This is a genomic window from Alistipes sp. CAG:268, from assembly GCA_000434235.1.
In the GTDB taxonomy this organism is placed as follows: domain Bacteria; phylum Bacteroidota; class Bacteroidia; order Bacteroidales; family Rikenellaceae; genus Alistipes; species Alistipes avistercoris.
On sequence record FR892019.1, the window covers coordinates 1 to 25,136 of the forward strand.

Consider the following 25,136-nt stretch of genomic DNA (forward strand, 5'->3'; position numbering starts at 1 on the left):
CGAGCGACAACACCTCGCCCAGATCCAGCGCCTCGGGCATTTCGAACGCTTCGGAAACGGGTTCCGCCCCGACATCCCCCACCGGTTCCGCCGTTGCCGGAACTTCCGGCAGTGCATCGCCCGAAGGCGCGAAACGAAGGGCATCGTACACCCGGCGCAACTTCTCGAGCGCCAGGTCGCGCTCCAAAGCATCGACTCGGCCGGATGCACTCCAGCCATCAACCAGTTGCGTCAGTTCCTGCAAAGCCTGCTGCACACCTGTCAAATCCATAGCCGTATTCATTTTGCCTCCAAAGATAGGAAAAAATTCAGGAACACACGGCCTCCCGCAGCGGCGTTTTTTCGGAAACATCCGATTTTCGGGCCGAAAAACGACGCCGTGACGTAGGGTACGGCTCCGATTGTCCGTGTAATAAAATGAACAGCAGTCCCAAAAGACCGCATCCGATGGGAATCTCGCTTTTTTTGCTTAATTTTGTTTGAATCACAGAACACTTATCCCGAAACCGACCATGAACCTCAAACCGCTTCTGCTGATGCTCGGCCTGGCCTGCATCCCCGCGACTCTCGCGGCACAGAAAACCTATTCGCTCTCCTCTCCGGACGGCAACCTCCGCACGACGGTCACCGTAGGCGACGAAATCCGCCTCAGGCTCGATGCCGGCGACACCCCGCTGCTCGCCCCGTCGCCCGTCGCCATGACCCTCGAAGGTGGCGAAGTACTCGGACAAAACGCCCGTGTCGTCCGGACGAAAAAGAGTTCCGTCGATCAGACGATCGCCTCGCCCCTCTACAAGAAAAACCGGGTCGTGGAGCGTTACAACCAGCTGACGCTCTCGTTCCGCGGAGACTTCGGCCTCATCGTCCGCCTCTACGACGACGGACTGGCCTACCGCTTCACCACCGACCGCAAAGGCACGCTCCGCGTCGAGGACGAATGCGTCGCCTTCACCTTCCCCTCAGACTGCCGGGCCGTCGTACCCTACGTCGCACGCGGCAAGGAGTTCGACTTCGAGAGTCAGTTCTTCAACTCGTTCGAAAACACCTACACTACGGCCCCGATCACGGAACTCAACCCCGGAAGGCTGATCTTCCTTCCGGCGCTCGTCGAGTTGGACGGCGGCTACAAACTGGTCATCACGGAAGCCGACCTCGAAGGCTATCCGGGCCTCTACCTGCGCGGCAACGGCGAAACGCCCGAACTGCGCGGCGTCTTCGCCCCCTACCCCAAGCGCGAGGAGCAGGGAGGACACAACCGGTTGCAAATGCTCGTGCGCGAGCGCGAAGGATACATTGCCTCGACCGTCGGCAGCAGAGCCTTCCCGTGGCGCACGGTGATCGTCGCCCGGGAGGACCGCGAGCTGCTCGACAACGACATGGTCTACCGCCTGGCACCCGAATCCAGGATCGGGGACACCTCGTGGATCAGGCCCGGAAAGGTGGCATGGGACTGGTGGAACGACTGGAACCTCTACGGCGTGGACTTCGAGGCCGGCATCAACAACGACACCTACAAATACTACATCGACTTCGCCTCGCGGAACGGCATCGAATACGTGATCCTCGACGAGGGCTGGGCCGTGAACAAGAAGGCCGACCTGATGCAGGTGGTACCCGAAATCGACCTCCGCGAACTGGTGTCGTACGCCCGTGAGCGGAATGTCGGGATCATCCTCTGGGCCGGATACCACGCCTTCGACCGCGACATGGAGCGCGTCGTGAGCTACTTCGCCGAGATGGGCGTCAAGGGCTTCAAGGTCGATTTCATGGACCGCGACGACCAGAAGATCGTCGATTTCCTCCACCGTGCCGCACACGTCTGCGCCGAGCACCGCATGCTGCTCGACTTCCACGGCATCTTCAAGCCGACGGGGCTCAACCGCACGTGGCCCAACGTCATCAACTACGAGGGGGTCTTCGGCCTTGAACAGATGAAGTGGTCGCCCGAGACGGTCGATCAGGTGACCTACGACGTCACCATGCCCTTCATCCGCATGGTCGCCGGGACAATGGACTACACGCAGGGCGCCATGCGCAACGCCACGCGGCGAAACTACCGTCCGGTCAATACGGAGCCGATGAGCCAGGGCACCCGCTGCCGTCAGCTGGCCGAGTACATCGTCTTCGAATCGCCGCTCAACATGCTCTGCGACTCGCCGTCGAACTACCTCAAGGAGCCCGAATGCTTCGGCTTCATCGCCTCCGTGCCGACCGTCTGGGACCGCACGGAAGCTCTCGACGGAAAACTCGGCGAACGGATCGCCATCGCCCGGCAGTCGGGCGACACATGGTATGTCGGGGCGCTGACGAACTGGGATGCGCGCGAAGTGGTGCTCGACCTCTCGTTCCTCGAGGGTGACGGCTGGAAGGTCGAGAGCTTCAGCGACGGCAGGAACGCCCACCGCGCCGCCTGCGACTACGTAAAGCGGACGGAGATGCTGCCCGCAGACAAGAAACTGACGGTGAAGATGGCTCCCGGAGGCGGGTTCGCCGCCCGAATCTACCGGTAACGGGGAAGATCCGGCACGGATACGGCGGGGAGCTGCGGCGCAGGCTGCAGCTCCCCGCTCCGTTTCGGGCGGATCGGAATCTTTTTTCAGCCGGGAAGGTAGGGGTTCGGCCCGCTGATCCGTGAATAGAATAGATGAACATGCAAAACAGACATATCGACCACCTGATCGCACGCCACCTCGACGGCGAGCGTCTCTCCGATGCCGAGCAGGCCGAACTTCTCGACTGGCTCCGCTCCTCGGAGGAACATCGCCGCAACTATCTCGACGCCTACGACGCATGGGGAGAGGAACACCTGACCGACACCTGTTTCGATGCCGAAGCAGCCTACCGCCGCTTCACGGAACGGGTCGCCACCCCGGCGAAGCTCCCTGCCCCTCTGCCCCTCCGGCAAAACCGACCGCTCCGGCGGCGCATCGTCGGGATCGCCTGCGCGGCTGCCTGCAGCATACTGCTGGTTACCGGATTCTTCCTCCGCGGCAGGGCGGAACAACAGATCCCGGACATTCGGGAGTTTGCCCGGGCGACAGAGGCTCCCGCATACACCGAAAAGGAGGTACAGCTTGTACTCTCGGAACAGAAGACGGTGCGGCTCGAGGAGAAACGCACCTCGATCCGTTACGACGCCTCCGAGATCCACATCAACGAAGACGCCCGCGAACCGATCACCAAAAAGGAGGTGGCCGCATTCAACCAACTGCTCGTCCCCTACGGCAAGCAAACGACCCTGACGCTGGCCGACGGCACCCGCGTGTGGGTGAATGCCGGGTCACGGCTGATCTACCCGTCGGCATTCGACAGCCACAGCCGCGAAATCTACGCCGAAGGCGAAATCTACATCGAGGTGGCCCACGACGCCGCACGGCCCTTCACCCTGCACACCGGAAAAATGGACATCCGCGTACTGGGAACCCGGTTCTACGTCTCCTCCTACGGACGTGACAGGGCCCAGGAGGTGGTGCTCCGGTCGGGTTCGGTAAGCGTCGCACCGACCGGCGCCCCCGAGCGCGGCATCCGGATCGAGCCCGACCAGCGCGCTTCGCTCGACACCGCCGGCACGTTCCGCATCCGCAAGGTTCGCGCCGAAGACTATATCAGCTGGATCCACGGATACTACCGCTTCGACAACACGCCGCTCTCCGACGTGCTCGCACGGCTTGCCCGATATTACAACCGGACGTTCGACTGCTCCCCCGAAGTCGGCGTCATGACCATCTCGGGAAAACTCGAACTCAACGACGATCCCGGCGAGGTGCTGCGGGTCCTCTCGCTCACGGCCCCGATCCGGTTCCGGGCCTCCGAGACGGGATTCAGCCTCTGCTCGGCACAAAATGCACGAAAGGAACACGACAACAATCCAAACCGAATGCCTATGGAAAATCACGACCCGAGTTGAAAAAAGCCGGGCAGTGTCCCCCAACACGGCCCGGCACGAAATGAAATCTAAAAATTACCCTATTCTAAACTTCAATTCATTGCAAATGTACAACAAAAATGGCAATATCGGGACCCCTGTACCCGATAATAAGCAATTATCCCGTCTGCTACGGATAAAAGTCCTGTTTTTGCTGGCCGCAATCGGGTTGTTCGGCTCTGTCGCCGCACAGACGTCCGCCCCGGATGCACGCATCTCGCTCAACCTGCAGAATGTCCCTCTCAAGGAGGTATTCTCGCGCATCGAAGACCAAAGCAACTATATTTTCGTCTACTACGACAACATCCTCGACGCCTCGCGCCGCGTGTCGATCAGCGTCTCGGACCAAACCGTCGGGGATGTGCTCGAAGTGCTCTTCGCCGGAACGGAGAACACCTGGAAACTCTCCGGACGGCAGATCGTCATCGGCAAGGCCGCAGCAGCGGGTAAAGCCGAGAAGCAGACCACGCTGCGCGTCATGGGTTCGGTCAAGGATCACAGCGGCGAGCCCCTGATCGGCGTGACGGTATTCGTGAAGGAGCGGCCCAACATCGGCACGGCCACCGACATCAACGGAAACTACCTGATCGACGTACTGCCCGACGACGTACTGGAATTCAGCTACGTGGGTTACAAGACCCAGGATGTGGCCGTCGCCGGACGCGGCCTGCTCGACGTCGTGCTCGAACAGAACGACGCCCTGCTCGATGCCGTGGAGGTGGTCGGATACGGTGTACAGAAAAAGATCAGCGTCATCGGCTCGCAGCAGAGCATCCAGGTCGATGAACTCAAGGTGCCGGCCGCCAACCTCACGCAGGGACTCGCCGGCCGTGTCGCCGGTCTGGTCTCCGTACAGAGGACCAGCGAGCCGGGATTCGACGATGCGGACATCTACATCCGCGGCATCTCGACCCTGACGGCCAGCATGAGTGCACCGCTGACGCTCGTGGACGGCGTGCCCCGCTCGTTCGCCAACGTCGATCCGGAGGATATCGAGAGTTTCTCGATCCTCAAGGATGCTTCGGCCACGGCCGTCTACGGCGTGCGCGGAGCGAACGGCGTCATCATCATCAACACCAAGAGCGGTCTGAAAGGACGTCCGAAGTTCACCGTACGCTACACCGAGGGCATCACGACCCCGACGAAAATCACCGACTTCGTCGATGGCGCCACTTACATGGAGATGTCGAACGAAGCCTCGACAACGCGCGGCGGCGGTACGCTATACAGCCGCGAAGTGATCGAAAAGACCCGCACGCATGCCGACCCCTATCTCTACCCCAATGTGGACTGGATGGACGAGATCCTGCGCGACTACAGCCACAACCGTTCGGCGAACGTCAATGTGTCGGGAGGATCGGACAAGGCCGTATACTACATCGGACTGGCCTATTACGACGAGGACGGCATGTACAAGGACACGAAGCTGGCCGACTACAACTCGAATACCTACTACCGCCGGTACAACGTCACGACCAACCTGACCCTCAATCCGTTTCGCACCACCGAGATCAAGCTGGGCATCCAGGGATACCTGGCCAATGCCAACTACCCCGCTTCGTCGCAGGCCACGATCTTCGAATCGGCCTACTTCACCCAGCCCACCTACATCGCCCCGATGTATCCCGACGGCAAGTTGGGCGCCTTCTCGGGCGGAGGGCTCAACCCCGTAGCCGAGCTCGGCGCCACGGGTTATGCCAACCAGTGGCGTAGCCAGGTCTACTCGAACCTGCGCGTCACGCAGCAGCTCTGCAAGGGGCTGTCGATCACGGGCATGTTCTCGTTCGACACTTACAACTACACCAGCAACCGCTTCACCAAGTCGCCCAACACCTACCACGCCACGGGGCGCGACGCCAACGGCAACCTGATCTACGAGCAGACCCGGCAGGGCACCGAGAACCTCGCCTACAGCCTCAGCGCCAAGGGTGACCGCACGATCTACCTCGAGGCGGCGCTCAACTACAAGAACACCTTCGGGCGTCACGACGTGTCGGGCATGCTGCTCTTCAACCAGAGCGACGAGATCAACACGAAGGCAACCAACGTCGAGGAGGCCCTGCCTTACCGCTTCCGCGGTCTGGCCGGCCGCTTCACCTACGGCTTCGACGACCGCTACTTCGCCGAATTCAACTTCGGATACAACGGCTCGGAGAACTTCGCCCCCAAGAACCGATACGGGTTCTTTCCGTCGATGGGTCTGGGCTGGGTGATCTCCAACGAGTCCTTCTTCGAGCCGCTCACAGGCGTCATCCAGTACCTAAAGGTCCGCGGAACGTGGGGCCAGGTCGGCAACAGCCAGATCAGCGGCCGACGGTTCGCCTATCTGGCCACCGTCACCGACAGCAGTTCGACAAGCTATACCTTCGGCAAGAACATGGACCAGAACTTCGGCACGACGGCCATCAACGAATATGCCGTAGACGTGACGTGGGAGGTGGCCGACAAGACCGACATCGGAGTGGACATGCGCCTGCTGAACAACAAGCTCAACTTCCAGTTCGACTACTTCAAGGAGTCGCGCGAGGGCATCTACCTCCGCCGCTCGAGCATCCCGGCCTACGTCGGAATGATCAACAACCCCTACGGCAACATCGGCAGGGTCGAGAACAAGGGTGTCGAATTCTCGATCAACTATGCCAACTCGTGGGGCGACTGGTCGCTGAGCCTGATGGGCAACTACTCGTTCAACCGCAACAAGGTGCTCGAGGACGACAGCACGGCAGCCTATCCGTGGCAGAGCACCATCGGCAACAAGGTCGGACAGCGTTTCGGGCTGGTGGCCCTCGGGCTGTTTGAAAGCTACGAGGAGATCGCCGCATCGCCCATGCAGACCGGCGACACCCGTCCGGGCGACATCAAGTACAAGGACGTGAACGGCGACGGCAAGATCGACGAGTACGACAAGGTGCCCATCGGCTGGGGCAGCGTCCCCGAGATCATGTACGGCTTCGGTTTCTCGATAGGCTGGAAGAACCTCTCGCTCACGGCCATGTTCCAGGGCGCCGCACACGTGGACGCCATGCTCAGCGGCGAGGGCGTGCTGCCCTTCTCGCAGGGTTCGAGCCGCGGCAACCTGCTGAGCAACATCACCGACCGCTGGACCGAACAGAATCCCAGCCAGGATGTCTTCTACCCCCGCCTCTCGATCGGCAACATCAACATGAACTACGAGACCAGCACGTGGTGGCTCAAAAATACCGACTACCTGCGCCTGAAGAACATCGAACTCTCCTACCGACTGCCCGACCGCTGGATGAAACGGATCCACCTGGACAATGCCCGCGTCTTCATCCAGGGCGTGAACCTGCTCACGTTCAGCTCGTTCAAGATCTGGGACGTGGAACTCGGAGACGGACGCGGCGCCCGCTACCCGAACATCGCCTCCGTCAGTCTGGGCGTAAACTTCAACTTCTAAACACCGATTGGCCATGAAACTCAAAATAACACTGCTTGCACTGGCTTCGGCCGCCGTCTGCCTGACCGCCTGCAACGACGACTTCTTCGATCAGGTTCCCGACGACCGCATCACCATCGAACAGGTCTTCCAACGGACCACCTACTCTGAGAAATACCTCGCCACGGTATACGGCTACATCAAGGACGAGTCGCACCGCACGAGCCCCATTCCGTGGGACCCCTGCTCGGACGACCTCGACGTCACCTACGACCGTGAGGACTACAACTCCTTCAAAATCAACCTCGGAAACTGGAGTGCCTCGTCGAACTACTACGAATTCTGGAGCCATTTCTACCGCGGCATCCGTTCGGCCACCTACTTCATCCAGCACATCGGCGAGAATCAGGAGATGCTCAACGACCCGACGCGCGGCCCGCTCGTGGTCGAGCAGTACAAGAACGAAGCCCGCTTCCTGCGCGCGTGGTTCTATTACAACATCCTGCGCCAGTACGGTCCCTGTGTGCTGCTGGGAGACGAGGTGCTTCCCGGCGACCTCGACCGCGACGACGTCAAGATGAACCTGCCCCGCAGCTCCTACGACGAGTGCGTGGACTACATCGTGAGCGAACTCGACGACATCATCGACAACAAGCGGCTGCCGCTCCATTTCACCGCGCAGGCCGACAAGGACTACGGACGCGCCACGCTGGCCATGTGCATGGGGCTGAAGAGCCGCGTGCTTCTGCTGGCCGCAAGCCCGCAGTTCAACGGCAACCCGGCCTATGCCAACGTCGTGAACAAGGACGGCAAGCACCTGTTCGCCACCTCGTACGACGCGGAGAAGTGGAAGCGCGCCGCACAGGCCGCCAAGGACGTTATCGACCTGGGAATCTTCGATCTCTACAAGGTATATCACAAGGACGGGACGATCGATCCCTACCTGTCGTGCCGCAACGTATTCCTCGAGAACTGGAACTGCGAAGTCATGATGGTCCGGATCGCCAACAGCCTCAGCGGCTGGGAGCGTTCCGCCTCTCCCCGGCAGTTCAGCGGCTACGAGAGCATGGGCGCCACGCAGCAGCTCGTCGATGCGTTCCGCATGGCCGACGGCTCGGCGATCACCCCTCAGCAGGAGACCGGATTTTCGACCGAAGCCTACAAGGATGCCGAGACCGGATGGGTATTCGCCCCGGCCGGAACACGCAACATGTATGTCAATCGCGAGCCGCGTTTCTATGTGAACATCTGCTTCAACGGCGCCTACTGGATCGGTGACCAGAAGACCCGCATCCAGCTCTACTATTCGGGAGGTTCGGGCAAGAAAGGCACGTGGGACTATCCCCGCTCGGGCTATATCGCCATCAAGAATGTCTCGCCTTCGTCCAACCCCAAGAACAACAACTACATCAAGCGGCCGTTCCTGATGATGCGCTACGCCGAGATGCTGCTCAACTACATCGAGGCACTCAACGAATACGATCCGGGGAATCCCGACATCGAGAAGTATCTCAACCAGATCCGCGAGCGCGGAGGCCTGGGGCCCGTACAGTCGGGACTCTCGCCGGACCTCATGCGCGAACAGATCCGGCTGGAGCGCCGCATCGAGCTCTGCTTCGAGCAACTCCGCTACTTCGACACGCGGCGCTGGCTGATCGCCGAGCAGACCGATGCAGGACCGTTCTACGGCATGAACGTCGATGCCGGCAACAGCTTCACCGACGAGGCCTTCTACGAGCGGACCGTGTTCGAAACCCGGGTCTTCCGCCCCGAATTCTACCTCTTCCCCATTCCGCAGTCCGAGATCAACCGCGACCCGCAGATCGTACAGAATCCCGGATGGTAAACACGAAAAACAGAAAGACATGAACCAATCCAGATATACGGCCCTGCTTGCGTGCGGCCTACTCTTCACCGCCTGCGAGAACCCCATCAGCGACGACATGAACGTCGCCAGGCCCGAGAGCTACACGACGGTCTACACGGTCAATGCCGTGGACGACGACTCGAAGAGCGCGCTGACTTTTCCGCTCGAGCGCGACACCACCTTCCGCATCCATGCCAACCTGAGCTGCATCAAGAACCCGGGACACGACATCCGCGTCAAGTTCCGGATCGCCCCGGAGCTGGTCGAAACCTACAACACGGCGCATCAGACCGACTATCCGATGATGCTCGAGGGGAGCTATACGACCCAGTCGCTCGAAACGACGATCCCCAACGGGAAATACACCTCCGATCCGGTGACCATCGGCATCAACGCCGCAGCCTTCGACGGTGTCGGCACCTTCCTGCTGCCCATACAGATCGAGAGCGTATCGCCCGAAGTACCGATCAACGAATCGCTCCGGACGGCCTATCTGCGCATCAACGGCACCTACTCGGCCAATCCCTTCCCGATGATCGACCGTTCGGGATGGAGCATTGCAGCCTTCTCGTCGGAAGAGTCCGAACCGCAGGCAGACTATCCCGAACTGCCCGACAACGGAAAGGCCGTGTCGGTAATCGACGACTCGCCCTACAGCTACTGGGGCACGCAATGGCGCAACGCCAAGCCCGGTCCGCCGCATTGGGTGGTGATCGACATGGGCAAAACGAACGAGATCCACGGAGTCCGGATTCGCGGCCGCGCCACCCCGTTCGAGAGCGACACGCCGCGCGACAACGGCAACCCGCGCATCTTCAATGTCGAGCTGAGCGACGACAACGCGAAGTGGACGGCAGCAGGCACCTTCTCCGTCGAGAACCGCATCGAGAACGAGGTGTTCCTCGACCACAAGGCGTCGGGACGCTACCTCCGCATCACGGTGACCGCCACGCAGGCCGACATGTACCAGACGAGCATCGCCGACATCCGCGCATTCTGACAAGCATAACGAACAACCAAAGTACCGAAAAATGAAACGACTGGCATATCTGGGAGCGTTGCTGCTGCTGGCCGCTGCCTGCGACAACGACGACAACTACAACGACCGCAACGGGGACAAGGCGGTCATCCCGCCCCAGGGCAAGACCCTCCGCATCATGACCTACAATATCTACGGCGCCCGCGCCACGAACCCGAGCAACGCGGCCGACCTCGACGCGCTGGCCGAAGTGATCCGCCGCCAGGATCCCGACTTCGTGACCCTGAACGAGGTGGATGTCTTCACCAACCGCTCGGGCAAGGAGGTGCACCAGGCCCGTGACCTGGCCGAGAAGCTGGGCATGGAGTGGCACTTCTCGAAGGCCATCGACCGAGACGGAGGCGAATACGGCGACGCCGTGCTGTCGAAGTACCCGATCCTGGAGAAACGCAGCTACACGCTGCCCTGCGCCGCCGAACAACCCGGCGAGGACCGCTCGCTGTGCGTCATCCGCGTGCAGATCGACGGCAAGGACCTCTACGTCGCCTCGACGCATTTCGATCACCTCTCCGGCGACGCAAGCCGCATGGTACAGGCTACCGAGGTGCGCCGGATCCGCGACACGGAACTCATCGGCGACCTGATTCTGGGCGGCGACCTCAACGCCATCCCCAGTTCGAACGTCATCGCCACGATGACCTCGTTCCTGACGAACACGGGAACCATCGATCAATACACCTTCCCGTCGGACAACCCCGACCGAAAGATCGACTACATCATGTACGCCCCGATCGAGCATTTCGGCGTGCAGAACTACCAGGTCGTGTCGCGCGCCGACCAGCAGGTAGACGGCGTCGATGCCTCGGACCACCGTCCCGTGATCGCCGACATCCGCTTCCAGACCGAAGAGGACATCTCCGGCGAAGACGACGGAGGGGAAGAGTGATCCCGGGCCGAAAACCGGCTTTGGCGCACAACGTCCGGACCGGCCGCCAGGCAAACGGTCGGTCCGGATTTTTACTAACTTTGCTGCGGGGCCGTCCCGAACCGGCTGCCCCCAAACGGAAAACTCCCAAACAACCGGACAAACATGAAAAAAATCCTATCGACGATCCTGGCCCTGGCCGCGTGTACGACCCTCATGGCGCAGGATTTCAAGATCACGCACGGCCCCTGGCTCTGCGACCTGACCTCGGACGGCGTCACGGTAGTCTGGGCCACCAGCAAACCCGCCCTTTCGTGGGTCGAGGTGGCCGAGGACGACGGACGCAGTTTCTACGCCGTGGAACACGAACGCCGCTACGAGACCGTAGCCGGGCGCAAGCAGGCCCACAAGACGCTCCACAGCATCCGCCTGAAAGGGCTCCGTCCCGACACGAAATACCGCTACCGCATCTTCTCGCAGGAGGTGCGCGAGTGGAAATACAACGACAGGGTCTACTACGGCGACATCGCAGCCTCGAACGTCTACTCGCGCCAGCCGTTTGCATTCAGAACCTTCCCCACGTCGGGCTGCGACCTTTCGTTCGTCGTGCTGAACGACATCCACGGACGTGCCGAATACATGGCCGGACTCTGCAGCCCGATCGACTTTACACGGATCGACTTCGTAGCCTTCAACGGCGACATGTCGAACAGCACCGAAAGTCCCGAGCAGCTCTACCGCGATTTCATCGACGCCTCGGTCGGGGCCTTTGCCTCCGAGACACCGATTCTCTACAACCGCGGCAACCACGAGACGCGCGGCATCTACGCCGACTTTCTGCAGCAATATTTCCCCAAGGTCGGGGGCAACTATTACGGGCTCTACATGGCCGGATCGGTTGCGGTGCTCATGCTCGACTGCGGGGAAGACAAGCCCGACTCGGATATCGAATACGGCGGGCTGGGAGCTTACGACGCATACCGCGAGGAGGAGGCCGCCTGGCTGCGCAGGACGGTCGCCTCGGAGGAGTTCCGCAACGCCTCGGCACGCATCGTACTGCTGCACATCCCGCTCGGAAACGGCACCTGGCACGGGAACATCCATCTCGAGGAGCTGTTCCTGCCGATTCTGAACGAGGCCGGCATCGACGTGATGCTGTCGGGACATACACACCGCTACTCGTTCCACCCGGCCAACGACAAGGTCCGCTTCCCGGTGCTGGTGAACGACAACGCGAGCCTGCTCAAGTGCGACGTCGGCGACGGCAGGATCACGGCCCGCATCTACGGACCGGACGGCACGGTGACCCACTCGCACGAGTTTCCCCTGAAATAAAAGCGGACGATCCGCAACGCCTAAAAAAACAGGGCCCGACCGCAAGATCGGGCCCTTGCCATATGTGACACCGCAGAAAGTGACACCGCAGGAACCGACGGCACACCTGCGAAAAAGAGCAAGCGGTCAGAGGAACAGGCTGAAGAAACCGCTGCGGCTCAACCTGAGACGCAGTTTCGACAAGGCTACGCCGATATGCTTCTCCACGGCCTTGACGCTGATGTTGAGCTGCTCGGCGATTTCGCGGTTTTTCAGTCCGGTCTCCCGGCTCAACAGGAAGACACGCCGGCACTGCTCGGAGAGTTGCGACACGCCGTCATCGATCTCGTGCCGGAGCTGCAAAAGGTCAAACTCATCCTCGCAACGGTCGGCTACCAGACGGCGGACATATCCGTCAAGCGTATCGAGTCCGCAGGTTCCGTCGCCGTGCGACTTGCGGCTGCGGAGGAAATCGATGCTCCGGTTGCGTACGGCCGTCATCAGATAGGGCAGCACCGGACGCGAGAAGTCGATCTCCTCACGCCGCTCCCACAACATCAGGAAGACGTCCTGCACGATATCCTCGGAGAGTTTTCGGTCGTGGACCAGCCGGAAAGCCCGGACGCACAACGTTTCGTAATGCGTCAGAAAGAATTGCCGGAAATCGGCCGAATGAGCATCCTGGTTCTCCATTTTTTCAATCCGGGCGATCCGAGTAACCGAAGTCCTCCGAATCCATTTCCAAATATAGTGATTTTTCCGAAAAACCCCAGCATCCGGAGGATTGCGTTTCAATGACATCTTAATTTCGATTCGGTACGCCCCACTCTTTCAAGACACAACAAGTCCCCCGCCGCAGACTTTCGGCTCCGAAAACACGCCTCCGGCACTACCCCGCTCAAGGAAACCCGGGCTGCGGAAGGTATCGGGAAGGTACGGAAATTGCCGCAAGGGGCAAAACCGGAAGACCGACGGAGGGCGGAGCAAAATATAGGAAGGAAAACGAGCAAACGCATCCCGTTGCTGGCATTGTCAAAAGAAATTCGTATCTTTGTGGGTCTTTCCGACGGGTTTGTCGGAAAATATTTTACGAACAGCTAACGATTCGAGCATAATGGCACTTCAATGCGGCATCGTGGGTCTTCCGAACGTCGGAAAATCGACCCTCTTCAACTGCCTGTCCAACGCCAAGGCACAGGCGGCCAACTTCCCCTTCTGCACCATCGACCCCAACGTGGGCGTCATCACCGTACCCGACGAGCGGCTGATCCGGCTGGCCGAGATCGACAACCCCAAGCGGGTGATTCCCACCACGATCGAGATCGTCGATATCGCCGGACTGGTCAAGGGCGCCTCGAAGGGTGAAGGGCTGGGGAACAAATTCCTCGGGAACATCCGGAACACGAATGCGATCATCCACGTGCTCCGCTGCTTCGACAACGGCAACATCACCCACGTGGACGGGTCGATCGACCCCGTGCGCGACAAGGGGATCATCGACACCGAACTGCAGCTCAAGGACCTCGAAACCATCGAGAACCGGCTCGCCAAGACCCAGAAGCAGGCTACGTCGGGCGGCGACAAGAACGCCAAGCGCGCCGTGGAGCTGCTGCTGCAATACAAGTCGGTGCTGGAGCAGGGTCTCAGCGCCCGCACGGTCGAACTCGAGAAGGAGGACCGCAAACTGGTTGCCGACCTGAACCTGCTGACCGACAAGCCGGTGCTCTATGTCTGCAACGTGGACGAAAAGAGCGCCGTCACGGGCAATGCCTATACCGAGGCCGTCAAGCGGGCCATCGCCGACGAAAAGGCCGAGATGCTCGTCATCGCGGCGGCCACCGAGGCCGACATCGCCGAACTCGAGAGCTACGAGGAGCGCCAGATGTTCCTCGAGGACATGGGCCTCAAGGAGTCGGGTGTGGCCCGGCTGATCAAGGCGGCCTACCGACTGCTCAACCTCGAGACCTTCTTCACCACCGGAGCCGACGAGACGCGCGCGTGGACCTATGCCCGCGGCATGAAGGCCCCGCAGACGGCCGGAATCATCCATACCGACTTCGAGAAGGGATTCATCCGCGCCGAAGTGATCAAGTACGACGACTATGTGGCTCTTGGCTCCGAAAAGGCCTGCCGCGACGCCGGCAAGATCGGCATCGAGGGCAAGGAGTACGTCGTTCAGGACGGTGACATCATGCACTTCCTGTTCAACGTCTGACCCAAGGCCCTGTACCGGAATACGAACCTTTAAAACCATACTGCCATGAAAAACGCCAAGTACATCTGGATCGCCGTTGCGGCCGTTGTCTGCGCCTGCGTGCTGGGGCGCGCCTACACCTATAAATACCGCGCACAGGACACGATCCTCGTGACGGGACTGGGCGAAACGGAATTCACGTCGGACCTGATCGTCTGGTCGGGCAACCTCACCTCCGAAGCACAGAACGTCGCCGCAGGATATGCCGAGATCGAGAAGAGCAAAGCCAAGGTGCAGCAGTATCTCCGCGAAAAGGGACTTCCGGACGAGGCGGTCGTATTCGCCTTCGTGAATGTCGAGAAGCAGTATGACCCGGTATTCAATGCCAACGGCAACTGGGCCGGACAGCGCTTTACGGGCTACCGCCTCAGCCAGCGCTTCACGGTCGAATCGTCGGAAGTGGAGAAGGTCGAGACGATCTCGCGCGAAATCTCGTCGCTCATCGCCCAGGGCGTGTCGATCGAGGCCTACGCCCCGGACTACTACTATACGAAGCTCGACGACGTGAAGATGGGGCTCATCGAGACCGCTTCGGCAGACGCCCGCATGCGCGCCGAGAAGATCGCCCGAAATGCCGGCACGAAGATCGGCCGCGTGGCCTCGGCCCGCATGGGCGTGTTCCAGATCACCGGCGCCAACTCGAACGAGGAGTTCTCGGCCGGCGGATCGTTCAACACGGCATCGCGCCAGAAAAAGGCCCGCATCACGATGCGCATCGAGTATCGGGTGAAATAGAGCCGGACTATGAACATGAATCAACGCCGGAGCGGATACGCCGCAGCTGACTGACAGCAACCCGCTTCGGTCCAACCACACCAAAAGCCCGAATCATGAAACCCCAAGCCCTGCTCGCCGGATTCGCACTGCTCCTGACAGCCTGCGGAGGTCCGGAAAACCGTTCGGTCTCCGAAGAGCTTCCGCTCGAAGAGGTCAATGCCCTGCTGAAGAAGAATCCCGACTACCAGGAGGCCGTCACGCTGGCCGAGCGCTTCCGCGCCACGGCCTCGACGGTCGAGAAGGCCCGGGCCAACGACCTGACATACGAGGCGCTGCAGACGTTCCTCGACAGCCTCTCCGACAGCGGGGTCCGCGACCGGCTCCGGGAGCAGGCCGATGCGGAATGGGAGGAGCGATACGGCGAAACGGCGCAGCGGATACCGGGGCTGATCGCCCACTGGCGGCACTTCCTCGACTCGCTGCGGCCGGAGAGCTACGTCTCCGTACGGCTGCTCTCGATCGACCCGCGCGAAAGCACCTACGGCACGGCCCGCGTCGTGCTGGAGATCGCGCCGACAAAGGGCCCGATCGACCGGATCGAGGGCCGCTTCGGGCTCTTCCTGCGCGACAGGGCCCACGGCTTCGACGATTTCAGCGCCGCACGCCACAACAACTTCGAATTCAAGCGGGGGCTCCGCGCCCCGACCCGGATCACGACCTGGATGCAATACAGCATCTGGGACATCCAGGACGGAGACATCGGCTACAACATGTTCCCCGACCGGCCCGGGCTGCCGATCCGCGAACTGGTCGAGAAATACTGGTTCGACTACTCGGTCTCGGAACTCGTCATCGACGGCAACCGCGTGAACTACTTCGAGCTCTACCAGCAGGTACCGGCCTCGATCCGTGACTACTGGCGCGAGGACGAGGAGGAGCGCCACAACCGCGAGGAAACGCTCTACGGCGACATCGCCCGCGAACTGCTCGATCCCGACTTCGTGGAGCGCTCGCGCTTCGAGCGCGAAAGGAGCGAAGCCCACTTCCGCGAACGCGACTCGCTGGCGGCCTGGCTGGTGTTTGACTACAATCTTTGAGACACATACAGAACAAAAAAATAGAGAACTGCGATGGAAAGACCCGTTCGGGTGCGATTCGCACCCAGTCCCACCGGACCGCTGCACATCGGCGGCGTCCGCACGGCATTATATAACTACCTCTTCGCACGCAAACACGGCGGCACGATGATCCTCCGCATCGAGGACACCGACTCGCAGCGATTCGTCCCCGGAGCCGAAGAGTACATCATGCAGTCGCTCCGCTGGTGCGGCATCGAGATCGACGAGGGCGTCGGCGTCGGCGGCCCGCACGCCCCCTACCGCCAGAGCGAACGGCGCGAGATCTACCTCAAGTACGCCCTCCAGCTGGTCGAGGCCGGCTGGGCCTACTACGCCTTCGACACGGCCGAGGAGCTCGACGCCCTGCGCAAGGAGGCCGAAGCGCGCGGCGAGGCTTTTGCCTACAACTACGCCGTGCGCGAAAAGCTCGCCACCTCGCTGGCCCTTCCGGCCGAGGAAGTCCGCGCACGCATCGACCGCGGCGACCAGTGGGTCATCCGCTTCAAGATGCCCGAGAACGAGATCGTCCGCATGGACGACCTGATCCGCGGCCATGTCGAGGTGAATACCTCGACGCTCGACGACAAGGTGCTCTACAAGTCGGCCGACGCCCTGCCCACCTACCACCTCGCGAACATCGTGGACGACCACCTGATGGAGGTCTCGCACGTCATCCGCGGCGAGGAGTGGCTGCCGTCGCTGCCGCTGCACTACCTGCTCTACAGGGCCTTCGGCTGGGAGGAGAGCCAGCCGGAGTTCGCCCACCTGCCCCTGCTGCTCAAGCCTACGGGCGGAGGCAAACTCTCGAAGCGCGACGGCGACAAGATGGGCTTCCCCGTCTTCCCGCTCTTCTGGAAATCTCCCGCAACGGGCGAGACCGCCCGCGGATACCGCGAGGACGGCTACTTCCCCGAGGCCTTCATCAACATGCTGGCGCTGCTGGGCTGGAACCCCGGCACGGAGCAGGAGCTCTTCACGATGCAGGAGCTCATCGACAACTTCTCGCTCGAGCGCGTCTCGAAGTCGGGAGCCCGCTTCCAGCCCGACAAGGCCAAGTGGTTCAACGCCCAGTACATGCACCGCAAGACGGACGCCGAACTGGCCGAGGTCTACCAGCCGATCCTGCGCGAGCACGGCATCGAGGTCTCGGACGAGGTGGCCGGCAAGGCCGCAGGCATCATGAAGGAGCGGGCGCAGCTGACAACCGACCTCTGGGACCTGACCTCCTATTTCTTCATCGCCCCGACCCAGTACGAGGAGAAACAGACCCGCAAATACTGGAAGGGTGACAACCCGGCGATTCTCCGCAAACTGCGCGGCGTGCTGGAGGGGATCGACGACTTCTCGAAGGAGAACACCGAGCGCATCGTGCACGCCTGGATCGAGGAGAAGGGTTACGGCATGGGACAGGTGATGAACACGCTGCGTCTGGCGCTCGTCGGCGCCGGCAAGGGCCCCGGCATGTATGACGTGACGGAGTTCATCGGACGCGAGGAGACGCTGCGCCGCATCGACTACCTGCTCGACAACCTGAAACCCGCTGAATGAATATGGTACAGATCGAACAACATGTCTGGGGCATGACCCCGGAGGGCGAAGCGATCGTCCTCTACACGCTGCGCAACGACCGGGGCGCAGAGGTGCGGCTCTCGAATTACGGGGCTGCGATCGTCTCGGTGACGATGCCCGACCGCGAAGGCCGCATGGCCGACGTCGTGCTCGGATACAGGCATCCCGAAGGCTACTTCCACGACGGAGCCGCCTCGGGAAAGAGCGTGGGCCGCTGCGCCAACCGCATCGCCTTCGGGCGGATGACCGTCGAGGGAGAGGAGTATGCCCTCGAGGTGAACAACGGCGTGAACCACCTCCACGGCGGCACGAACAACTTCGCCAACCGCGTATGGGAGAGCCGCGTCGAGACGAACCGCGTGGTGATGACCCTCGTCTCCGAGGACGGCGACCAGGGTTATCCGGGCGAACTGTGCGTCGAGGCGGTCTTCGACTTCGACGACGAGAACGCCCTCGAAATCACCTATCGCGCCCGCACGGACAAGACGACGGTAGTGAACCTCACCAACCACGTCTACTTCAACCTCGCAGGCGACGGCAGCGGCTCGGTGCTCGACCACGAACTGCGTCTCAACAGCTCGAAGGCGCTCGAGATGAACGAGCGGCAGATCCCCACGGGGCGTCTGCTCGATGTGGCCGGCACGCCGCAGGATTTCCGTTCGTTCCGCCCGTTCCGCCCCGGAATCGATTCGGAATTCAACCACATCCGCGACTTCAAGGGCTATGACCACCCCTTCGTGATCGACGGCTGGAAGCCCAACATCCTGGGCGAGGTCGGAGAACTGCGCGACCCGAAGTCGGGCCGCTGCGTCCGGGTGCTCTCGTCGCAGCCGAGTGTGATGATCTATACGGGCAACTGGCTGGCCGGAGGATGCCCCGAGACGAAGACCGGGGGCCGCTATGCCGACTACGACGGCGTAGCCATGGAGTGCCAGAACTACCCCGACGCGGTGAACCATCCCGAATTCCCCTCGCCGTTGCTCCGTCCGGGTGAGACCTACTGCCAGAAGATCGTCTTCCGCTTCGGCGTCTGCTAAAGGGGAGAGTCCGAGGGGCCGCCTGCCCCGTAAAGGAAGCCGATGGAATGCGGCAAAAAGAGAAAGGAGCGATCGCTAAGCGATCGCTCCTTTCTCTTTTGAATCCGGCATTGGAATCAGACTGCCGGGGTCTCTCCCTGCGGCATGGCCGAAGCGGCGGCCAGCGACGGATTGCGCTCCGCGCGGCGGCGCCGACGATCCCGTGCACCCGGAACCTCGCCGGCCGCGCGGTCTGCCGGAATCCCGACATGCTGTTCGTAGAACTCGCGCGTCACAACGATGCGGATCGCCTGGCGCAGGATCGAGAACTCGAGCGGCGTATGGCCCAGCGGTTCGCCATCGACCTCGACACCCACCTCGGGCGACGATTCGATGCGAATGCAGCTGCCGCGCTCCTGCAGGATGTGACGGATGCGGTAGATGCCGCCGTTGAACAGGTAGTGGAACCGGAAAAGCAGGTGCCAGAAGTGCACCGGACGAATCAGCGACAGGTCGAGCATGCCGTCGTCGGCAACCGCCTCGGGCAACTGCTGGATGCCGCCGCCGTTGAACTTGCAGATGCCCACGGCGGCCGACAGCAGCAGGTTGTTGTAGACCAGCCGTCCGTCCACCCACACCTTCACACCCGTCGGCTTGTAGCGGAAGAAGTTCCGGATCAGGCACCACGTATAGCGCCAGCGGCTCTTGTGCCCCTTCTTCTTGAGGTGCGAAAGCCGCTGGACCACGTGCGCGTCGAAACCGGCGCCGGCCACGTTGGCCATGTAGCGGCTCTGGCGGTAGTGCGACTCCTCGTAGGAGACTACCCCGACGTCCTGCAGGAAGGTGAACCCCTCGGCGATGGCCCGCACGGCATGCTGGTAGCGGTCCGACATGCCGAACGTCCGGACCCAGTCGTTGCCCGTACCGACAGCAATGACGGCCAGCAGCACCTCCTCGGGACGAACCTCCTGCTGGATGAACAGGCCGTTCACCACCTCGTGCAGCGTACCGTCGCCTCCGACGACGATGATGTGGCGGTAGCCCTCGCGCACGGCCGTCACGGTAAGCTCCGTAGCGTGGAACTTATGCTCCGTGAAGACCGGCTCGCAGAGGATATGGGCATCGCGCAGATGCTTGGATATCTGCGGAAAGTGATCGAGCCCGCGGCCGCCTCCGGCCGTAGGATTGACGATCACGAACCACTTCGTCCGCTGCTCCTCCGCGCTACTTTTCAGGGACATTGCGCAGCGTGTGAACCAGGAAATCGTAGAACTTGGCCACCGAGGCGATCTCGACCTTTTCGTCGGGCGAATGCGGGTAGCTGATCGTCGGGCCGAACGAAATCATGTCCAGACCGGGATATTTCCCGCCGATGATGCCGCACTCGAGGCCAGCGTGGATCGCCGTCACGGCCGGCTTGCGGCCGTAGAGGGCCTCGTAGGAAGCGGTCATGGCCTTCAGGATCGGCGACTGCATGTCGGGGTTCCATCCGTCGTAGGCACCCGTCAGTTCGGTCGTGGCGCCGGCCAGTGCGAAGACCGCCGTGATGGCCTCGCCCAATGCGAACTTCTCCGAGCGCACCGAGCTGCGCAGCAGGCTCTGCATCCTGACCGCCGAGCCGTCGGAGACCACACGGGCCAGGTTCGACGAGGTCTGCACCAGCCCGGGCATGGCCATCGACATGCGCTGCACGCCGTCGGGACAGCCCACCACGGCACGGATCAGGCGCATCGCCGCCTCGCGGGGCAGCATCCGCTCCGGACGCGCACACGGCTCGACGCGGATCGACACTCCGTCCTCGATGCCGGCAAACTCCTCCTGTATGGTCTTCTCATAGGCGGCAACCGCCTCGGCAAAGGCCGCATAGCCGGCCTCGGGAACCAGCACGACCGCCTCGGCCTCGCGCGGGATGGCGTTGCGCAGTCCGCCGCCATCGACCGAGCAGAGCAGCAGCTCGCACGGCGCGGCATTCAGGAAGCGGAACAGCACCTTGTTGGCGTTGGCACGCTGGCAGACAATCTGGATGCCCGAGTGTCCGCCCTTGAGCCCCTTGACCGTCAGCCGGGCAGCAGCATATCCCGCCGCAGGGGTCGGCTCCTCGCCGTAAGGCAACGTCATGTTGGCGTCCAGACCGCCGGCACAGCCGACATAGAGCTCGCCCTCCGTCTCGGAGTCGAGGTTGAGCAGGATCTCACCCCGCAGCACGCCGGGCTGCAGACCGAAGGCACCGTCCATGCCGGTCTCCTCGGTAGCGGTGAAGAGCGCCTCCAGCGGACCGTGCTCGAGCGTATCGTCCTCGAGCACGGCGAGGATCGCCGCCACGCCGATGCCGTTGTCGGCCCCGAGCGTCGTACCGTCGGCCGTCACCCACTCGCCGTCGATGTAGGCATCGATCGGGTCGGTCAGAAAGTCGAACGTCTTGTCGTTGTTCTTCTGCGGTACCATATCGAGATGCGCCTGCAGGATGACCCCCTTGCGGTTCTCCATCCCCTTCGACGCCGGTTTGCGAACCAGGACGTTGTGCGCCTCGTCCTCCGAGGCCTCAAGGCCGAGCGAACGGGCGAAATCGAGCACGTAGCGACGGATTGCCTCCTCGTGGTGCGAGGGGCGCGGGATGCGGACGATCTCCGCGAAATGCTTCCATACGAGCGCCGGCTTGAGCGCCGTCAAGTTTCTGTCCATAGAGTTATTCGTTTTTGATGTTTGACTGTTCGTTTTTCTCCGTTTCGGCCCCCGCACTGCGGTCGAAGGCTTCGACGATGTATTTCACCAGCGGATGCCGCACGATGTCGCGCTTGTCGAACTCCACGATGCCGATCCCCTCCACGCGGCGCAGGATCTCCATCGCACGCACCAGACCGCTGTCGCTCTTGCGCGGCAGGTCGATCTGCGTCACGTCGCCCGTGACGATGAAGCGGGCGTTGCGGCCCATGCGCGTGAGGAACATCTTGATCTGCGAGAGGGTCGTGTTCTGCGCCTCGTCCAGGATGACGAAGGCGTTGTCGAGCGTCCGCCCGCGCATGTAGGCCAGCGGCGCAATCTGCACGGTGCCCTCCTCGAGGAACTTCTGAAGCTTGACCGGCGGGATCATGTCGTTGAGCGCATCGTAGAGCGGCTGCAGGTAGGGGTCGAGCTTCTCCTTCATGTCGCCCGGCAGGAAGCCCAGCTTCTCGCCCGCCTCGACGGCCGGGCGCGTGAGGATGATCCGCCGCACGTGCCGTTCCTTGAGGGCGCGGACGGCCAGCGCAATGGCCGTATAGGTCTTGCCCGAGCCTGCGGGGCCCACGGCGAAGAGCAGGTCGTTCCTGTCGTAGAGCCGGACCAGCCGCTGCTGGTTCACGGTCCGTGCGCGGACGATGTTGCCGTTATTGCCGTAGACGATCACATCCTTGTCCACCGGCCCGTCATCGGGCATCACGCCGCCCGAGAAGCACTGGTCGATGACCTGCGACGAAACATGTCCGTATTTGAGGTAATAGGCCACCAGCCCCTCCATGTGGGCGGCGAAACGCCGCGTATCGGACTCGGCTCCGAGCACCTTGAGCGACGAGCCCCGGGCGACGATCTTCAATGTCGGATGCAGCGCCCGGATCTGCTCCAGATAGGCATCCTGGGGGCCGTACAGTTCGCGCGGATCGACCCCCTCGATCAGCACCTCCTTCGAAACACTCTCCGTCATAGGCTAAAACAGATATCCGACACTGAGCGCCACGTTGTACGAACGGAGCTTGTCGAGCTGGCGGCCGTCGGGCAGCACGACCTCATGCTTGGCCCGGAACTGGCCGTTGTAGCGCACGTCGATGAGCAGGTGACGCAGGAGTACCACGCCGGCACCCACCGTATAGGACATCGTCGGGCGCACGCGGCCGAAGTCGAGCAGGTCACCGCCGTCCTTGCGCTTGCAGTCGTTCATGACCGTGAAGACGGGGCCGGCATAGATCCGGACCGGATTGAGCAGCCGAAGCGACACGAGCACCGGCACGTCGATCGAATTCGACTTGAGGTTCAGCTCCCCGCTCCCCTCGGGACGGATGCGGAGGCCCTGGCGCACGTAGAGGATCTGCGGCTCAATGGCAAAGGCGCCGAGGTTCACCGCCGTGACGATACCCGCCTGCCAGCCGCATTTGTTGCGGATCTCCGTCGCCTTCATGTTGGTCGTATAGTCGGGGACGTTGATGCCTCCGATAACGCCCCACTCCACCCGGGTGCGGGGACGCTGGGCCATGGCTCCCCACGCCGTGGCGGCCAACAGCAGTGTCAAAAGAATCGTTCGTTTCATCTCTTTCTTGCGTTCAAACGTGTTACATACCACGAAGCCCACAGCATGTAGCAGATGCAGGCTCCGACAAAAAACATACCCCGGTGCGGGTCTCCGGTCATGCGGATGATCGCACCGCAGACCGGTCCGGAGACCGCCCCGGCCGAGATGGCCAGGATCATCAGCCCGGCCACTTCGTTGGCCCGCTCCGGCACGGCGCGCGTCGCCACGGCATAGAAGGTGGCGAAGACACAGGCCATGGCGAAGCCCAGGATGCCGACCGCGGCATAGATCGCCGCATCGTTGCGCAGGAAGAAGAGCGCCACGCACAGCACAAGTGCGAGGGCCATGTTCCAGCCGAGGTATTTCGTATCCGTGACCCGGACCAGCGCCCATGCCCCGACGAGCGTGCCGACGATCCGGCAGGCGTAGAAGCCCGTGGTGGTAAGGATCGACGAGGGGTCGTCGATGAGCCGTACCGAGAGGTAGCCGATGCCCACATCGCCGGCGATGAAGCAGGCGACGCCCAGCGTCGAGATCAGCACGGCGGGATGACGGAGCAGCTGCAGGCACTCCTTCAGCCCGGTGCCGGCACCCTGCCGGCGGGGCGGATCGGTGACCGCCGTACACTGGAGCCAGATGCCGCCGAGGACGGTCAGCCCCGCATAGAGCGGCAACAGCAGCCTCCACGAACCGGTCCAGGCCGTCAGCGCCGTCACGACGGGGGCCAACAGCAGCAGCGAGGTATTGCGGAAGATCTGCCCGACGGTCAGATAACTCGTCATGCGCGACTCGGGAACGCTGGTGGCCAGCAACGGATTGACGGCCACCTGGATGGCCGTATTGCCGATGCCCAGCAGGCCGAAACCGACAAAGTACCACACCGGAGCGCATCCTGTCCCGGCCGCATAGGGGACCGTCAGTCCGACGACGGTGAAGGCATAGCCCGCCAGCGCCGTAGCCTTGCGTCCGATGCGGTTCATCACCGCGGCGATCGGCAGCGACAGCACCAGGAACCACAGGAAGACCATCGTAGGCAGGAAGCTGACCAGCTGCTGCCGGTCGGGCGGCAGTTCAGCGGCGATACGTCCCGTAATGGGGGCTACCATGTCACAAAACCCCATGATGAAAAATCCCGCCAGAACGGGACCGAGCAGCCGTTTGTCCACCTTGTCCGTACCCATAGGCTCGAGTCGTCTCTTCTCTTTAATTTTTCAAAGTTACGTTTTTTTGGCGAAAAGCAAGCGTTCGGCGCCGATTTTTTCGCTGTTTCCACCGCAACATGCGGGATGCGGCAGACGCTCCGAAACCGGAACGGGAACCGGACAGCGGCGGTACGGGCACAGGCCGGGAAGGCCGGCGAAGGAGTGTTCTCCGGAAGATTTTCGGCAGCGGCTCTTGTCCGTATCCCGATTTTTCTTATCTTTGTATATTCGACAAAAACGCCACACGATGTTTCTGCTCGCACACATAGATTTCACACTGCCGCTCGAGGACCCGATCCTGAAGTTCCTGCTCATTCTGGTCATCATCCTCGCCGCGCCCCTCATCCTGAACAAACTCAAGATCCCCTACCTGCTGGGACTCATCATCGCCGGTGCGGTGATCGGCCCCCACGGGCTCAACCTCGTGCTGCGCGACAGCAGCATCATCCTCTCCGGAACGGCCGGACTCCTCTACATCATGTTCCTGTCGGGCCTCGACATGGATATGTCCGACTTCAGGCGCAACAGCTGGCGCAGCCTCATTTTCGGACTATATACCTTCTGCGTCCCGTTGGGTCTCGGCATTCTGGCC

19 protein-coding genes and 1 pseudogene are annotated in these 25,136 nt (G+C 62.0%); 13 read left to right on the plus strand and 7 right to left on the minus strand.

What is annotated here, in order from left to right; translation table 11 throughout:
• Positions 1-271, minus strand: a pseudogene (locus tag QZL63_RS09645) (hypothetical protein); the annotation flags it as partial.
• Between the two features lie 241 nt (positions 272-512).
• On the opposite strand from QZL63_RS09645, the gene QZL63_RS09650 reads away from it, so the two are divergent.
• From QZL63_RS09650 to QZL63_RS09680, 7 genes are all read left to right on the plus strand, one after another.
• Entirely contained in the window at positions 513-2,510 is a 1,998-nt protein-coding gene (locus QZL63_RS09650; RefSeq protein WP_022309099.1) for a glycoside hydrolase family 97 protein, read from the plus strand.
• Positions 2,511-2,650: 140 nt separating this feature from the next.
• The gene (locus tag QZL63_RS09655) at positions 2,651-3,907 is read left to right on the plus strand and encodes a FecR family protein (RefSeq protein ID WP_290586763.1); all 1,257 of its coding nucleotides are present in this window, start codon (positions 2,651-2,653) and stop codon (positions 3,905-3,907) included.
• A 169-nt stretch (positions 3,908-4,076) separates the two neighbouring features.
• On the plus strand, positions 4,077-7,343 hold the full coding sequence (locus QZL63_RS09660) for a TonB-dependent receptor (protein ID WP_290586768.1): 3,267 nt from the start codon (positions 4,077-4,079) through the stop codon (positions 7,341-7,343).
• A 13-nt stretch (positions 7,344-7,356) separates the two neighbouring features.
• Positions 7,357-9,168: a RagB/SusD family nutrient uptake outer membrane protein gene (locus QZL63_RS09665; RefSeq protein WP_022309102.1), complete on the plus strand. Its 1,812-nt coding sequence runs from the start codon at positions 7,357-7,359 to the stop codon at positions 9,166-9,168.
• Positions 9,169-9,187: 19 nt separating this feature from the next.
• Positions 9,188-10,189: a BT_3987 domain-containing protein gene (locus QZL63_RS09670; RefSeq protein WP_022309103.1), complete on the plus strand. Its 1,002-nt coding sequence runs from the start codon at positions 9,188-9,190 to the stop codon at positions 10,187-10,189.
• Positions 10,190-10,220: 31 nt separating this feature from the next.
• Positions 10,221-11,114, plus strand: coding sequence for an endonuclease/exonuclease/phosphatase family protein (locus QZL63_RS09675; RefSeq protein ID WP_022309104.1), 894 nt, complete (start codon positions 10,221-10,223; stop codon positions 11,112-11,114).
• Positions 11,115-11,258: 144 nt separating this feature from the next.
• Positions 11,259-12,428: an FN3 domain-containing metallophosphoesterase family protein gene (locus tag QZL63_RS09680; protein ID WP_022309105.1), complete on the plus strand. Its 1,170-nt coding sequence runs from the start codon at positions 11,259-11,261 to the stop codon at positions 12,426-12,428.
• A 126-nt stretch (positions 12,429-12,554) separates the two neighbouring features.
• Here the strand turns inward: QZL63_RS09680 and QZL63_RS09685 are convergent, their stop codons facing one another.
• Positions 12,555-13,100, minus strand: coding sequence for an RNA polymerase sigma-70 factor (locus QZL63_RS09685; protein ID WP_022309106.1), 546 nt, complete (start codon positions 13,098-13,100; stop codon positions 12,555-12,557).
• A 421-nt stretch (positions 13,101-13,521) separates the two neighbouring features.
• Between QZL63_RS09685 and ychF the strand changes: the two genes are divergently transcribed.
• The 5 genes from ychF (at position 13,522) to QZL63_RS09710 (ending at position 19,102) form a co-directional block, all read left to right on the plus strand.
• Positions 13,522-14,622: a redox-regulated ATPase YchF gene (gene ychF / locus QZL63_RS09690; RefSeq protein ID WP_022309107.1), complete on the plus strand. Its 1,101-nt coding sequence runs from the start codon at positions 13,522-13,524 to the stop codon at positions 14,620-14,622.
• Between the two features lie 45 nt (positions 14,623-14,667).
• Positions 14,668-15,396: an SIMPL domain-containing protein gene (locus QZL63_RS09695; protein WP_022309108.1), complete on the plus strand. Its 729-nt coding sequence runs from the start codon at positions 14,668-14,670 to the stop codon at positions 15,394-15,396.
• A gap of 95 nt (positions 15,397-15,491) precedes the next feature.
• On the plus strand, positions 15,492-16,475 hold the full coding sequence (locus QZL63_RS09700; RefSeq protein WP_022309109.1) for a hypothetical protein: 984 nt from the start codon (positions 15,492-15,494) through the stop codon (positions 16,473-16,475).
• Positions 16,476-16,508: 33 nt separating this feature from the next.
• Positions 16,509-18,044: a glutamate--tRNA ligase gene (gene gltX, locus QZL63_RS09705; RefSeq protein WP_022309110.1), complete on the plus strand. Its 1,536-nt coding sequence runs from the start codon at positions 16,509-16,511 to the stop codon at positions 18,042-18,044.
• A gap of 2 nt (positions 18,045-18,046) precedes the next feature.
• Positions 18,047-19,102 (plus strand): aldose epimerase family protein, encoded by a 1,056-nt coding sequence (locus QZL63_RS09710; protein ID WP_022309111.1) that lies wholly within the window; start codon positions 18,047-18,049, stop codon positions 19,100-19,102.
• Positions 19,103-19,218: 116 nt separating this feature from the next.
• Here QZL63_RS09710 and QZL63_RS09715 read toward each other — a convergent pair whose 3' ends face one another.
• From QZL63_RS09715 to QZL63_RS09735, 5 genes are read right to left on the minus strand one after another with little or no spacing between them, the layout of a single operon-like run.
• Positions 19,219-20,322, minus strand: a complete 1,104-nt coding sequence (locus QZL63_RS09715) for a diacylglycerol/lipid kinase family protein (protein ID WP_022309112.1) — start codon at positions 20,320-20,322, stop codon at positions 19,219-19,221.
• Positions 20,306-21,763, minus strand: coding sequence for an aminoacyl-histidine dipeptidase (locus QZL63_RS09720; protein WP_022309113.1), 1,458 nt, complete (start codon positions 21,761-21,763; stop codon positions 20,306-20,308). The genes QZL63_RS09715 and QZL63_RS09720 overlap by 17 nt, the downstream gene beginning before the upstream one ends.
• 4 nt (positions 21,764-21,767) lie before the next feature.
• Positions 21,768-22,760 (minus strand): PhoH family protein, encoded by a 993-nt coding sequence (locus tag QZL63_RS09725; RefSeq protein WP_022309114.1) that lies wholly within the window; start codon positions 22,758-22,760, stop codon positions 21,768-21,770.
• A 3-nt stretch (positions 22,761-22,763) separates the two neighbouring features.
• Positions 22,764-23,360, minus strand: a complete 597-nt coding sequence (locus QZL63_RS09730; RefSeq protein ID WP_290586772.1) for a porin family protein — start codon at positions 23,358-23,360, stop codon at positions 22,764-22,766.
• Positions 23,357-24,523 (minus strand): MFS transporter, encoded by a 1,167-nt coding sequence (locus tag QZL63_RS09735; protein WP_022309116.1) that lies wholly within the window; start codon positions 24,521-24,523, stop codon positions 23,357-23,359. Before QZL63_RS09735 ends, QZL63_RS09730 begins: the two co-directional genes overlap by 4 nt.
• Before the next feature lie 268 nt (positions 24,524-24,791).
• Here QZL63_RS09735 and QZL63_RS09740 point away from each other — a divergent pair.
• Positions 24,792-25,136: cation:proton antiporter domain-containing protein (locus tag QZL63_RS09740; protein WP_290586775.1), on the plus strand; the 345-nt coding region annotated here is incomplete at its 3' end.

What these genes read in the sequence shown, in the direction of transcription:
- QZL63_RS09675 (WP_022309104.1), top strand. Translation starts at nt 10,221, where the DNA reads ATGAAACGACTGGCATATCTGGGAGCGTTGCTGCTGCTGGCCGCTGCC.
- QZL63_RS09735 (WP_022309116.1), bottom strand. Translation starts at nt 24,523, where the DNA reads ATGGGTACGGACAAGGTGGACAAACGGCTGCTCGGTCCCGTTCTGGCG.
- QZL63_RS09655 (WP_290586763.1), top strand. Translation starts at nt 2,651, where the DNA reads ATGCAAAACAGACATATCGACCACCTGATCGCACGCCACCTCGACGGC.
- QZL63_RS09685 (WP_022309106.1), bottom strand. Translation starts at nt 13,100, where the DNA reads ATGGAGAACCAGGATGCTCATTCGGCCGATTTCCGGCAATTCTTTCTG.
- QZL63_RS09680 (WP_022309105.1), top strand. Translation starts at nt 11,259, where the DNA reads ATGAAAAAAATCCTATCGACGATCCTGGCCCTGGCCGCGTGTACGACC.
- QZL63_RS09695 (WP_022309108.1), top strand. Translation starts at nt 14,668, where the DNA reads ATGAAAAACGCCAAGTACATCTGGATCGCCGTTGCGGCCGTTGTCTGC.
- QZL63_RS09700 (WP_022309109.1), top strand. Translation starts at nt 15,492, where the DNA reads ATGAAACCCCAAGCCCTGCTCGCCGGATTCGCACTGCTCCTGACAGCC.
- QZL63_RS09720 (WP_022309113.1), bottom strand. Translation starts at nt 21,763, where the DNA reads ATGGACAGAAACTTGACGGCGCTCAAGCCGGCGCTCGTATGGAAGCAT.
- QZL63_RS09715 (WP_022309112.1), bottom strand. Translation starts at nt 20,322, where the DNA reads ATGTCCCTGAAAAGTAGCGCGGAGGAGCAGCGGACGAAGTGGTTCGTG.
- gltX (WP_022309110.1), top strand. Translation starts at nt 16,509, where the DNA reads ATGGAAAGACCCGTTCGGGTGCGATTCGCACCCAGTCCCACCGGACCG.
- ychF (WP_022309107.1), top strand. Translation starts at nt 13,522, where the DNA reads ATGGCACTTCAATGCGGCATCGTGGGTCTTCCGAACGTCGGAAAATCG.
- QZL63_RS09670 (WP_022309103.1), top strand. Translation starts at nt 9,188, where the DNA reads ATGAACCAATCCAGATATACGGCCCTGCTTGCGTGCGGCCTACTCTTC.
- QZL63_RS09730 (WP_290586772.1), bottom strand. Translation starts at nt 23,360, where the DNA reads ATGAAACGAACGATTCTTTTGACACTGCTGTTGGCCGCCACGGCGTGG.
- QZL63_RS09650 (WP_022309099.1), top strand. Translation starts at nt 513, where the DNA reads ATGAACCTCAAACCGCTTCTGCTGATGCTCGGCCTGGCCTGCATCCCC.
- QZL63_RS09710 (WP_022309111.1), top strand. Translation starts at nt 18,047, where the DNA reads ATGGTACAGATCGAACAACATGTCTGGGGCATGACCCCGGAGGGCGAA.
- QZL63_RS09725 (WP_022309114.1), bottom strand. Translation starts at nt 22,760, where the DNA reads ATGACGGAGAGTGTTTCGAAGGAGGTGCTGATCGAGGGGGTCGATCCG.
- QZL63_RS09665 (WP_022309102.1), top strand. Translation starts at nt 7,357, where the DNA reads ATGAAACTCAAAATAACACTGCTTGCACTGGCTTCGGCCGCCGTCTGC.